At 49.3% G+C, this 13,103-nt stretch carries 6 protein-coding genes and 3 pseudogenes; 5 read left to right on the forward strand and 4 right to left on the reverse strand.

Annotated features, from left to right (window positions below; genetic code table 11):
* Positions 1 to 271: 271 nt before the first annotated feature.
* The 4 genes from JMI88_RS35920 to JMI88_RS35935 all read right to left on the reverse strand — a co-directional run bounded on the left by JMI88_RS35920 (position 272) and on the right by JMI88_RS35935 (position 9,240).
* Entirely contained in the window at positions 272 to 1,030 is a 759-nt protein-coding gene (locus JMI88_RS35920) for an SIR2 family NAD-dependent protein deacylase (protein ID WP_201366855.1), read from the reverse strand.
* A gap of 123 nt (positions 1,031 to 1,153) precedes the next feature.
* Complete coding sequence (locus tag JMI88_RS35925; RefSeq protein WP_201366856.1) at positions 1,154 to 3,880, reverse strand: DUF8815 domain-containing protein; 2,727 nt, start codon at positions 3,878 to 3,880, stop codon at positions 1,154 to 1,156.
* A gap of 266 nt (positions 3,881 to 4,146) precedes the next feature.
* On the reverse strand, positions 4,147 to 6,594 hold the full coding sequence (locus JMI88_RS35930) for an Eco57I restriction-modification methylase domain-containing protein (protein ID WP_201366857.1): 2,448 nt from the start codon (positions 6,592 to 6,594) through the stop codon (positions 4,147 to 4,149).
* A gap of 93 nt (positions 6,595 to 6,687) precedes the next feature.
* Positions 6,688 to 9,240 carry an Eco57I restriction-modification methylase domain-containing protein gene (locus JMI88_RS35935; RefSeq protein WP_201366858.1) on the reverse strand — a complete coding sequence of 851 codons (2,553 nt, stop codon included), beginning with the start codon at positions 9,238 to 9,240 and terminating at the stop codon, positions 6,688 to 6,690.
* 172 nt (positions 9,241 to 9,412) lie between these two features.
* On the opposite strand from JMI88_RS35935, the gene JMI88_RS35940 reads away from it, so the two are divergent.
* The 5 genes and pseudogenes from JMI88_RS35940 to JMI88_RS40995 all read left to right on the forward strand — a co-directional run.
* The gene (locus JMI88_RS35940; RefSeq protein WP_201366859.1) at positions 9,413 to 10,162 is read left to right on the forward strand and encodes an FKBP-type peptidyl-prolyl cis-trans isomerase; all 750 of its coding nucleotides are present in this window, start codon (positions 9,413 to 9,415) and stop codon (positions 10,160 to 10,162) included.
* A gap of 290 nt (positions 10,163 to 10,452) precedes the next feature.
* A pseudogene (locus JMI88_RS40985) lies at positions 10,453 to 10,560 on the forward strand (hypothetical protein); the annotation flags it as partial.
* 127 nt (positions 10,561 to 10,687) lie between these two features.
* Complete coding sequence (locus tag JMI88_RS35945) at positions 10,688 to 12,064, forward strand: solute carrier family 23 protein (RefSeq protein ID WP_201366860.1); 1,377 nt, start codon at positions 10,688 to 10,690, stop codon at positions 12,062 to 12,064.
* Positions 12,065 to 12,313: 249 nt separating this feature from the next.
* Positions 12,314 to 12,451 (forward strand): annotated as a pseudogene (locus JMI88_RS40990) (helix-turn-helix domain-containing protein); the annotation flags it as partial.
* Between the two features lie 171 nt (positions 12,452 to 12,622).
* Positions 12,623 to 13,024 (forward strand): annotated as a pseudogene (locus JMI88_RS40995) (Clp protease N-terminal domain-containing protein); the annotation flags it as partial.
* Positions 13,025 to 13,103: the final 79 nt, after the last annotated feature.

A 13,103-nucleotide genomic window follows, 5' to 3' on the forward strand; every position in this document is an offset into this window, starting at 1 on the left:
GTATAGAGCACCTCGTACGAAAAGGGCTGCTCGGCTAGAACCGTGTGGATACGTGTATGTAAGTGTGGAATACTTTCTTCTTCGTTGTAGACTGGAATGATCACAGACAGATGTTTTGAGCGTATATCGGTGTTATTCTTCACAATCTTCTCCCTTATACATAAATCGTCAGAAAGATATGAATACCATTCGACATGTATAGATCTCTGTACACGACACAATCGTCATTTCAGCAAGGATACTTTAATGTATAGGGAGTTAAGGAGGAGGGTTAAAGTTGAGCGATCAGGGTTGGCAAGATATGTCCGGCGCTGGCATGAATAGCTACATCTGCCACCGTGTCCAGGGAGGTGGGGGTCTGATTGATAATGATGATAGGGACATTACGTTGTAGAGCCAGGCGGGGCAACATAGAGGCCGGTACGACCTTGAGCGATGAGCCGATTACCAGGAATAGATCGCAGGTATTGGCCAGCGTTTTTGCACGTTGTAGCTCGACATCAGGGACACGCTGGCCGAAGAGGATTGTCGCGGCTTTCAGATAGCCACCGCAAAGTATACAGGTGGGATCCTGTTCTCCTGCATCCACGCGTTGTTGTAGTGTCACCATTGAAGAACGATGGCCACAGAGGGTACAGGCCGCCAGGCGCGAGGTACCATGCAACTCTACGACCCGTTCGGGTTGATTGCCCGCATCCTGATGCAAACCATCGAAATTTTGTGTAATTAAGCCAAGCAGACGATGTTCCTGTTCTAACCTGGCCAGTGCACGGTGGGCAGCATTAGGCTGTGCTGTCGCCACCTGTCCGGCCAGCATCTTGCGTGTTTGCCAGTATTGTTTGCGTGCCTCCGGTTTACTGATAAAATCGCGATAATTCACAGGTGGCAACTGCTGCCATATCGAGCCCGGGCTGCGGAAATCTGGAATTCCCGATTCGGTACTGATGCCAGCGCCCGTCAGGGCAACGATCTGGTGCGCTTCTTGCAGCAACTCAACAGCGTCTTGTATCTGTTCCTCTAAACTAAGCATGCACTCCATTAGCCAATAAATACCGTCTTGCTTGCTCAAAAAGATATCTACCTGATTTCATCATCTTATATTCCATAGCCATTGTATCAGACTGGCTGGGAATTTGTACATGATGACAATGGCTCAAGGGATGGCGTTGCCGTTGATGCTGAGCGTAGGTTTTCCAAAGTAAATCTGCGTCGCATTTTTGCTAGCGACCTGGACCAGAATACGGCTGTTGGGTCCGATGTAGTTTTCCGGTTGATTGGTAGTAAAGGCATCATTAGCATCAGGTTGCATGCGTTCCCAGCTCTGCTTGTGCCAGTTGTAGATGTTAGTCCTGATGTTATTGGTGTGGGTGGATATGCCAGAGCCAGGTCCGGATGGATGTGTGATCAGGTTAGGTATCGTGATCGTAAAGCCGCCGATATATAGGTGTGGTATATCTGGCAGATCCAATTCAAATTTGACGTTGCCAGTGGTGAGAGTATAGGAGCCAGGCAGAATGGCGCCAGCATCAAAGCTGGAGATATCCACAATACTGCCGGTCACACTATCCTGAGGAATGGTAATCAATCCTGAGTAATTAAGCTTCATGGGCATCTGCACAAACATGGTGTGCTGGCCCTGAGGTGTCTGGTTATTAACTATGGGGGCGGGTTGCCCACTCAGAGATTGGTCGGCCCAGGCCATGAATGTGGCCTGCGCGCCAGAAATGAGCAACGGATCATAATCATTTTTAAGATTAGGGTCGGGTATCTGGCCGCCTGTAACATAAATGGTATTTTTACCTGTGATAGCATGCGTCAGGCATGATCCCTCACAAGCCGTATAGTTATAGCCTACTCCACTTAAGGCTGATAGGAGGGCCATATGCTTTTGCAGATCGGTTTGTGGTTGTTTCTTTTGCTGGAAAGGAAAGTACTGTCCTGGTAAGCCTGCCTGGCGCGCGATCTGATCCGCCAGAGTCTGTTCCGAGACTGGCTGGGTTGAATGGAGCTGAACATCAAAATTGCGTGTCTGTCCAGCATCCAGATGGCCCAACGAGATAAAGTTATGCGGAAATAATACATATGCATCATTCAATGCGGTGGGTAAATTGTTTTGAATGTTGCCCAATAGATGGTTATCGCGCAAAGTAAGGTAGCCTGAGAGTTTTCCCTGTAGTTGCAGATCCTGTTCCGAGATGATCGGATCAATTGACCAGAGATTGCCATTGTTTAGTGTCAAACTGGTATTATTCGAATTGTAGGTCACCCTCGTGGGTATACCGCTAGCCTGAATTTGACTGGAGTTAATCGCCGCGTTATGATCCAGATATTGCGCATCAATGGGTTCGCTCAGGTTCTCGCCTGGAATTTGCACATGGAGATCACCTTGATTGGGGGCGAGCACACTCATGTATGTAATAACATGGCCCGCCGTCCCATCCTGGTTGATCTGCATAATGGAGACACTATTGTTGGTGATTGCTGTCTCTTTCTCATATGCAGTCAATCCAAAGGAGAGCAACGAAAAAATCAGAATGCCAGTCAGGACGATGCGCCCGTTTTGCAGTTGTGTGGCTGGCCGTCTACGTATATACCACATGCGGACAGGTCCCAGGAAGAGTATATAACAGATCAGCAGGATGACCAGCACGCTGGTAGTAGAGGACATGCCAGGGATTAGAAAGCTTACCAGTCCTCCCCGAGTTAGAATCTGACCGGGTCCGCCATCGTAGCTCTGGGCGCCGCTAGAAATGAGCAGTCGATCGCCAAGCGCTCGTTGTAAGACTGTCTGCCAGATGTTGGTTGCGGTATCCCAGGTATCCAGCGGTGGAGCACCGGGATCGAAGGCCAGGTAGTAGACAAGACCGGCCCCCTGACGCGCTTGAACAATTAATGGTGTATTGGCGCTGCTGAGCACAGTTTGGATATTGGAGAAGGTCTCTTGCCGCGAGACCTGGGCGGTACTGATAGTTGGTTGAATTGGTGGAATATCGCTATTTGCTGGAACAATGGTATTGCCATTAAAGGATTGCAGGTGGGTTCCGGCAGGTAGTAGATCCAGACCACGCACGTTCACAGGAAGCAGGTGGGCAGGCAAGGGACCCAGCGTGCGTTGCCAGTTGAGTCCTCCCACTTCGATTAAAATGCCACCTCTATTCACCCATGTCTGCAGCATAGTCAACTGCTGGGTGCTCAATGTATTCGTGGCAAAATTATCCAGAATGAGCACATCAAAATTTTCCAGCACTGTTTCTATTGTTGGCATAGTATGGGTATCTAGCCGGGAGACATTGAGTGAACCAGATTGATTGATCAATGTAATCTTCGTTAATTGTGGTGCCAGCCCCGCATTATCTGAAAGCACCCCAACCAGCATATCACCTGGCTGCACTTCATAGCCCTGGCGGCTGGACTGCATGCTGACCGCCTGTCCTCGTTCGTTGCGTAGAGTTGCCAGAAAGCCACGTGTAATCAAATTACCTGTATAGTGAGGAGCATAGATTGTCAATTGTTTCTGCGCACCCTGGGCCAGAGTGACAACTTCCTCAAAACTCCATCGTGAAAGTGTATCAATACGTTGTTGATGGGCTCCTCCTGAAAAAGATTGCACCGAAAGCTTGCCTTGAAAGGCCGGCCCACTATTATCGATTGTCACCCTGACAGGCGTCCAGTACCCGGCTCTGTAGGTATCCTCAAAGCCAGCATCAATCGTTATTGTAGGTGTACTGGAGTTATTTGCGGAACGAGATGAAGGGGAAGGGATGGAAAAGCGGTAGAGGGCAAAGCTGACGACAGCCAGAACACATATTCCAATGCAGCTATAGATAACCTTTTTGCGCGTGTTGAAGGTTTTGAGCCAACTATTGTGGCTAATACGCATGCGAAATGGCCCTTTCCCACAGTGTCAAGACATCGCTAAGAGTGACAATTAAGAGTTCGCGACCTTCTTTCACCTCCTGCTGGCAGGCTCGCTCAACGCCAGAAGGTGACCGTCCAGGTTCTTAAACAGGGCCATCACTAATAGTGATGAACATACTCTGAAAGACCATGGATATGCTTGAGACAAAATGGTATAGATCCAACGCGTATTATAATAGTAAATTTTTGGCTTGCTTTTGTCTAGTACTACAAATAGCGCTACTGTGCTTACTCCTCGCCATTCTCTGAAAGCTGGGTCAGGCCCAGACGATATTTAATATCATAATTGACAATAAAATCTAGCTCTTGTTTGTTGAAACCATAGTGCTGAGCAAGAATTTCATCGATAGCATCAATAATGGGCTTCGACTTGCGGGCATAAATAGTATAGCTCCCTGTCTGTCCACGCTTGAGATGCCGAGCGTGGCGGCAAAAATCCTCCATCAAGAGCAAACTCTGTTCTCTCAGGGCCTGAATAAGCTCTGGTTGTTCTGGATAATTGAAACGGAAACCAAAGAGCATATAGTCCTTCAGGTTAAAGGTATCAAAAGTCGCTGTGTAGTACCACCAGAAGAGAGAGCTATTGAAGAGAGCGACAAATACATCGCGGTCAAAGCCTGGCTGGAAGAAACATTGTTTATTGGAAGTAGTATGGTAGGGCCAGGGAAAATTCACAAAGACCTTCCAATACAGTCCTCCAGCGGTGCGGTAGAACATTGTATTTGAGTTGGGGATACGTGAGATATAGTTACTGACAGGTTTGTGCGTCAACAGACGGGCCAGGATACTATCCTCACAACTCTGGCTAAATTTAGGATAATAATGACGATTCAATGGATCGATAGGGGCGCTGATGGCATGATAGCTAAGGCGTGTAAAGAGCAGTGGACGTTGTTCCTGGGCCCACTTCATCAAATGGGTACTATAGCGTTGCTCGGACCCGTTGACTTTGGCCAGATAGATGGCTGTGGGGATGCTGGCGACCTTGCCTCCTGAGAAGAGCATCGAGGGACGAAAATGGTAGAACGAGAGCCAGCTGACCGGAAACCAGGCACGAAAAGCACTGAGAAACGGTTGCATATTTCTGGTGGCAAAGGCGGCCAGAGGCAGTATCATGCCATGACGTCCCTCTGGTGCAAGCAACTGGCGACTGCGCTCGACGACGCAGGTATAAAGATTAGCGCAACTGCGCGTGGTAAAGTGATTAAGGGTATAGGGAAAGCTCTGTTCGCTATATTCCACATAAGGTGGATTGCCGATAATAATAGCGAAGCCACCATGTTCCAGAATATGTTTAAACGCTGCTTGCCAGCCTGAAGCTGTTGGTGCGCTGCTGTGCTCGTATGTTTGTTGTGCAATGGCTGGCAGATGGTTAGGATCATTCATCTCAGCCAGCGTATTGCCTGCATGAATATTATGATCGATATCAGGGAGTGGCTCAATATCCTCGACGCGCTCAACCTGCGCAATCAATTTGAGGAAGAGATGTAGCTTACAAATTTCAGCTGCCTCCTCCATAATGTCTATACCGTAGAGATTTCTGGTAATAATAGTTTTGAGAATGCTATAGCGGCGTGCTGATTTCTGTACATCTATGGTTGAAGCGCTGTTCAACCGTTGAATTTGATCCAGGCAAGCTTCGTACAAAGGAAGGAGGGCGCGCAAAGCCGCGAGCAAAAAAGCTCCGGAGCCACAGGTAGGGTCCAGGATAGTTAACTGTACCAGCTGCTGATAGCAGTCTTGTAACAGGATTGGATCTTCTTGCGAGCGCAGAGCATCAATCGCGAAGCGATTAATATGCAGGTTATAAGTGATAAAATCATCGATACCCTTGATTTGCCCGGCGACGAGCCGTGCATGCAGGTCCAGATAGGACTGGCGGCGTTGCAGATGCTCGTGTGGCGTTTCATCAGACAGATAATCTGGACTAGCTATGATCTTATGGATATAGCGTTCTGGTCGTTGCTGTACAAGACGCCATAGTGTACCTCCTGTGGCAAAGACAGAAGGATGCAGGTGAGCCAGCGCATCAAACAGGGCCGGGATGATCGTGTTGCTGGCGATATAGGTTGTTACATCCTCACGTGTATAATAGGCCCCCATTTGTTGCTGATTGACATACTGTTCAAAAATATAGCCCAGTATGTCGGGCGTCAACAGGCTTTTCTCTTGTCCTGCTGGTTCATCCACATACCAGCGATAGAGATCAAAAAAGGCAAACAGGCGTTCAAAGGCTATATCAGGAATGTGCAAGTAAGGAAATCGCCGTTCGATCGAGCGCAACGAAAAGAGGCTGCCACCCAGGTAGGGAATACATCCAAATTGTGCCAGTGTCTCAGTACTGCGCTCCGGTCTGCCTAAAATCTTGTGAAAGAAGGTGAACAAGAATGAGCTATAAAAGCGATCGCGCCCGGTTCGTTCTTGCGTTAACTGTAGTTGATGGGAAAGATATTGAGGATCATTATTCAGAAAGCCCTGTTTCTGCAGAAAATAAATGAACATCAAGCGGTTCAAAATAAGTGAAGCCAGCTGCTCTTGTTCAGCTACAGTTATAGCAGGAGCCACATGCAAAAAGCACTGTTGAAATGCTGCTCTTTCCACTTTAAAACGATCATAGAAAAGCTTAATGATCTGCTCAATATTTTGAAATGCTGAATAATGCTCAGTCTCAAGCACGGCTCTATCCCGTTCTATGGCGAATATAATCTTCAGCTTATAATACGGCCCAGAGATTTTTTTGTAAAGTACGTTATACGCGTATCAGCTGCTTCAGCTATTTTTTTTGCGCTTCCGCATTATGCGATGCTTTTCATCGTAATGAAGAATAAAATCCAGATTTTCTGCTGTGAAATGAAAATGCCGAGCTAAAAAGCGGTCAATCTCATCTAGCAATGGCTTAGAGAAACGCATATAATACTCAGCCAACTCGATCTGATGGCCCGCGCCTTTCTTATGCCGGGTATTACGTGTGCTCAGGCGAGCATGATGCCGAATATCTTCCTCCAACCGTTCTGCCAGTTGCGCCAGTTCAGTGGACTCCAGCACATCCTGGCTAAGTGGAAAATTTTTGACCAGAGCATGGGAAAGATGGAAGCCATCCGAGTAGGTGGCAAACCAGACATAGAACAGCGAACTATTCAACAACGCCATTACGTTCAGTGCCGCCTGACGCTGGGCAAAGAACAGCAAGCGACCATGTGGAGGTGTCATGACCACGCCATTTTTCTTATAGAAAGGAATGTGACAAACAGCCTTTGTCCAATAATTAGTAGCCTCCTGATAATAGATAAAGTGGCTACTTGGCTGTTCAAGGATGATGTTTCCTATATTCTTGCCACGCGCATGCAGGTGTAACTGATCGAGCAACTGTGCCTGTTGAGTTGCGGCCAGTTTAGGAAAAAGCAGAGAAGGTTCGGCAGGCATAGATGGCACCCGGGTATAAGTGAGCAGGGAGAGCAGATAGGGCCGTTCAGCGCTATACCAGCGATGGATGCGAGTTACGTATAAAGCGCTCGATTGCGCTGTCTGCGACCTGGCTTGTAGCTGTATGAGCAGAATCGAAAGACGCTGAAATGCGCCTTCAAACAGGCGGCAGGGAAAAATTTCAAAATTGGCCAGCCAGAGGGTAGTTCCAATGGCGAGCAGGCGTTGGCGCAGCGCAACAAAGCGCTGTGCGCCACACAGGCTGATAGGCACAATCAATCCCAGCTGGCCCTGGCCTGGCTTGCAGAGAGCCAGGGAGCGCTCAATAACGGCGGCATAGATGTTGCCACAACTCGTCTCCTCATAGCCATGAATGGCATACTCATGCCTGATCTTACTGTGTTCCAGATAGGGAGGGTTGCCGATAATGACATCAAACCCCCCTTGACTGAAAATCTGGGGAAACTCAAGGTGCCAGTGAAACGATTGAGGGCGTTGTGAGATTGGTAATGACTCCATCGGTGGCAAATCGACAGCGCTGCGCGTTTCTCCCACCAATGCATTACCGGTATGAATATGCAGCAACAATGTGCTCAAGGGAGGTACATCCTCGATATGTCTGATCCAGGCCAGCAGTGCCAGGTAGAGGCGCAATCGACAGATCTCGCTGGCGGCTGGCAAGAGATCTACTCCATATAGATTAGAGGACAGGATGGTTTGCATAATTGCTGCCTGGCGTGAGAACATACGCGCTACGGTTGGCGGCGGGAGCACTTGCGCACCTGGCTGTTGCTGTATGTGGCCTGAGAAAGTACCATCGCTACATTGCGCCTGTTGTGCCGCTGTAAGCAGGTCGATCCGCTCCAGACAACAGGCATAGAGTGGATGGAGAATCTTCACCGCAGCCAGCAAGAACGCCCCTGATCCACAGGTAGGATCCAGGATCGTAAGCTGTTGCAGCCGCCGCAAAAAGGCTTGTAAGAAAGCCAGGTTCTGGCTGGTCAGCAGGATATCTGTCATAAAGCGTTGCAGATCCAGGCTATTGGTGGTAAGATCTACAATATCGTGGATTGAGCCAGTCCCGAGTTGGCATAAAAGAGCGCGATAGCGCTGCTGGCGTTGCACATACTCTCGCTCTGTTTCTTCTGGCAGATAGCCTGTTTTTTGTATCGCCATAGGAATATAGCGATCGGGTTGTTTGCTGAGTAGTTGCCAGCACTGTGCGTGCTCCCCTAAATCCTCCGGTTGATCTTCAGCAACCAGCGCAAATAAGCGTGGAAGGATCGTATTGCTGGTGATATAGAGTGCAATATCGTCTTGCGTATAATAGGTTCCTGTCTGTTTTTGATCGCAATGTTGCTCAAAGATAAAAGCCAGGATCGAGGGTTGGAGTGCTTCATCTTTTGGCACGGATTGGTAATCAAGTTGCCATCGATAAGAATACAAGAAGTTAAACAAGCGAAAGAAAGTGGCATCTGATAGATTGAGGTGCGGGGAGCGTAATTCCAGTGCCTCTGGCAGAAAAAGCGGGATCTCTACTCGTGGCAAATGACCAGAGCTGTGATGTGCTGTAGTGGGCTGACCTGTATACAACATCGTGAAAAGGGGCAACAGATATTCACGAAAGAAGCAGTCGGGGCCTGAACGCCGTTGGGCGAGTTGAAGGCTATGCAAGAGATACTGTGGATCATTGTCGAGCAATCCCTGGGCTTGCAGAAAAAAAAGGACCATTAGTCGAAGTAGCAATGTGGTGATATAGGCGTGTCCTTCAGCCTCATTTGAGGCGCCATGAAGTTGTCTGATGGCATAGGCATGTTCAGACTTAAACTGATGGTAAAACCTCTTGTTCAGCTGTTCCGAACTGTAGAATGGATAGTAAGTAGACGACAACTCAGTCACATGTACACTCCTCAACTGAGTAGTACTGTAGTTGAGTCTATTGTAGCAAGAATGTCAAGAAGAAGCATGCTTTGAGCGTTTCACCTTCTTTTACCCCTTGTCAGATATGTAAATTAGTGGTAACCTCGACCTGCTATGATTATGCCTATCATCCAGAGGAGAAGATTGTTCCGTGACCCAAACTACGAAAAACCAGAATCCTCCCATATCAGGCGCTGGTCGTCCTGGCCAACGCCAGCAGGAGCGCGAGCTACGTAAGCGACGTCGCGCCCGTCGTAGACAGTTGCTTTTGAGCGGCATTGTTGCTCTGCTTATTTTAGTTGCCGCCCTGACATGGGCAATAGTTGCTGCTCGCCAGAGCAGTGAGCGAGCCGCCCTCGCCGATGCACATGCAACCGCGACGGCTAATGCGGCAGTAGTGCAATCTACCCAGACCGCCAACGCGGCCAACGCCAAGGCCACAGCCGACGTACAGTCCTTGATCAAGGCTAACCCCAAAGGGCAGGATACTCCTCCCCAGGTTACGAGTCCGCTGCAGAAAACCGCGAGCGGTGTACAATACCAGATCATCAAAGCCGGTGACGGTGGAACTGTTCAGGCCGGTCGCACAGTTGCTTTTGAGTATACTGGTTGGATTCAAGGCACCAATAAGAAATTTGATAGTAGCTATGATCATGGTGGTCAACCTTTCTCGGTAACCGTTGGACAGGGACAGGTTATCAAGGGTTGGGAAGACGGCGTCACCGGGATGAAGATTGGTGAGACGCGCCGCCTGATCATTCCGCCCAGCCTTGGTTATGGTTCCGGCGCGCAAAAGGATCAGAGTGGCAAGGTAATTATTCCTGCTAACGCGACTCTCATTTTCGATGTGACTGCTGTAGCCTTTTCACAGCCAGCACAACAGAGCGCCCCAACCAACTAAGCACAGGTCTTTCAGCAGGAGAAGTGCGTTTCTCCTGCTGAAAGACCTGTGCGTTCCCCTTTTTCATCGCATAGCCTCAGCATAAATTGAGTTTATCTATCTATTGTGTAGATAAATTATCCATCCTCTTCAATAGTCTACCTTGACTTTTATCTGGTGAGCACGTATACTTCCACAAGTTTAATTAATTTTCCGCTATACAAAAATCAGAAAGGCTCTATTCTTTTGTATTTCTCATCCTTTGAGGGGTGAGTTTTTTTGTGTACTTGCTCTGCGATTATTGATTTGTTCTGGGAGGTGTCGTTGTTGTTGGTATCATCTACGCGTTAGTTGGCCTGGTCGTAATGTTTGTAGGCTCGCGCTGGGTTGAATTACTGATGCCCCCGGTTGTCACTGGATGTAGATAGTGGTGATCTCGATTTAAATATCTCTGACGCTGCCCTTGATAGAATCATCTCCCTCCTGCAATCTCTGGTAGTTGCTTAATCCATGCCCTTATATATAAAGGCCAAGAAAGGAATGACAATGAGTGATAAACCTGGCTACTTCCCCCGGTGGAAGGTCAATACGAGCGGTGGAGTCGTGGCCTCCGATGAACGCTTGCCGTGGGGGCCGAGCCTGCTGTTGGGTTTTCAGCACGTGCTGGCGATGTTCGGCTCTACCGTTGTTGCCCCTCTCCTGATGGGCTTTCCCCCTAATACGGCGATCCTCTTTTCTGGCATCGGCACCCTCATCTTTTTCCTATTCGTCGGGGGCCGTGTGCCCAGCTACCTTGGCTCGAGTTTTGCTTTTCTCGGGGTGGTCGCTACTGCAACGGGCCATCAACTTGGAACGGGGCCGAACCCGAATATTTCGGTTGCCTTGGGTGGTATCATTGCGGCCGGGGTTGCGTATGCCATCATTGCTATAGTTGTGTTAATCGTCGGATATCGATGGTTGGATTACCTTATGCCCCCGATTGTCACGGGTACAGTGGTCATGGTCATAGGTCTGAACCTCTCCGTTTCCGCCATCAAGCAGGCGGCCACTACACCTTTTGATGCATGGATGGCGCTGGTTACCATTATTGCCGTTGCGCTGGTTTCTGTATATGCCCCTGGCCTGTTGCGCCGGTTGCCAATTCTCATCGGCGGCATCGTGGGGTATGTCGTGTACGCTCTCTTTGGGTTAGCTGGTATCGGCCCGAAAATTGATTTCTCCCAGGTCAGTAAGGCGGCGTGGATAGGCCTGCCACAGTTTTCGACCCCCGTCTTTCATGCAAATGCCATCAGCATTATTGCCCCCGTTGCCATCATCCTGGCCGCTGAAAACATCGGGCACATCAAGGCGGTCGGGGCTATGACCGGGTACAACCTTGACAGATACCTGGGCCGTGCGTTCCTGGGCGACTCTGTCGCTACGATCCTGGCTGGCTTTTGTGGTGGAACAGGTGTCACGACGTACGCCGAAAATATCGGTGTGATGGCTGTCAATCGTGTCTATTCCACGCTCATCTTCGTGATCGCGAGTTGCATTGCTATCCTGTTCGGCTTTTGCCCGAAGTTCGGGGCCATTGTGAGCACCATACCCAGCGGGGTGTTTGGGGGCCTTTCCATTGTGCTCTTCGGCCTTATTGCTGTCACAGGTGGACGCATCTGGATTGAGAACAAGATAGACTTTTCTAAGAGCAGCAATCTCATCCCAGCTGGTGTTGCCCTGGTTATCGGCGCTGGAATGACGGGTGGGCTTGCTGTCCAGTTTGGTACTATTGCCATCGATGGTATTGGCTTAGCAACCTTTGCCGCTATCATACTCTACCAAATTCTGAAAGAGCGCCACCCTCAACCCGAGGAAGCGGTATTTGCCGATGCAGCGGTGGGGATGGACTCTACTGAGGAGCATGTGGATGCAGAACAAAGATAGATGAGTTGCTAGTTCGTTTAGACGTGAAGCATCCCGAAAATTTTGAAAGGATGATGTCGAAAACCGATCCCTCCGATGAACCGACCTCGCTGCTTAGCAGCGGGGTCGGTTTTTGTTGAGCAGATTAGATCACCTTCGAATTCCTTGCATTCTCATCCAAAGTAATGTATAGTTTTTATAGTTACTTATAGTTCTTTAATATAATATGTAGAATGCATAGCACGAAAGGCACGCTCAATGGAACATTTAATGACTTCCGAAGAAGTGGCGGAGATTCTGCATGTTGATCCCGTCACGATACGCCGGCTCGTTGCAAAGGGCGAAATGGCAGCTTACCGCATCGGCTCCGATTACCGCTTTGCACCATCCGACCTTGAGAACTATCTGGAACGACAACGTATTCCGACAACCGAGGCAGGAGAACAATCCAACCGCATAGCCAATGATATGTTCGAGCAATTTCTCCTATGGCTGCGCAATGCGACACAGAGCAAAAGCGCCGGACCGGCAGAACTTACTGATCGCTTCGACCGCTTCACCGAGCGGGCACGCAAGGTGATGACCTTATCCAGGGAAGAAGCCCACCGCTTCCAGCATAATTACATTGGCACCGAACACCTGCTTCTCGGCCTTGTCCGCGAAGGCCAGGGCGTGGCCGCTCAGGTGCTCAACAACCTGGGGGTCGAACTGGAAATGGTGCGTAAGGAAGTTGAATTGATCATTGGGCGTGGCGATCATATCATCAAGAACACAAGCGAAATAGGATTGACGCCTCGCGCCAAAAAGGCCATTGAGCTTGCTGTGGATGAAGCTCGCCGACTTGGCCACCACTATATCGGCACCGAACATCTGCTCCTCGGCCTCATTCGTGAAGGCGAGGGGATCGCGGCTCGCGTCATCGAAAACCTGGACGTCAAACTGGAACAGGTGCGCACAGAAACCATGCGCGTGCTGAGCCAGCTTCAACAAGCCGATGTGCCATCAGAACCGCAGAAAACAGACGTACAGCCTGTTGAAGCAGAACAAACACAAACCTGTG

It is taken from the genome of Dictyobacter formicarum (genome assembly GCF_016587435.1).

Bases quoted from the DNA above. Each gene is read 5' to 3' on its own strand.
- JMI88_RS35920 (WP_201366855.1), bottom strand. From the start codon at position 1,030: ATGCTTAGTTTAGAGGAACAGATACAAGACGCTGTTGAGTTGCTGCAA.
- JMI88_RS35925 (WP_201366856.1), bottom strand. From the start codon at position 3,880: ATGCGTATTAGCCACAATAGTTGGCTCAAAACCTTCAACACGCGCAAA.
- JMI88_RS35945 (WP_201366860.1), top strand. From the start codon at position 10,688: ATGAGTGATAAACCTGGCTACTTCCCCCGGTGGAAGGTCAATACGAGC.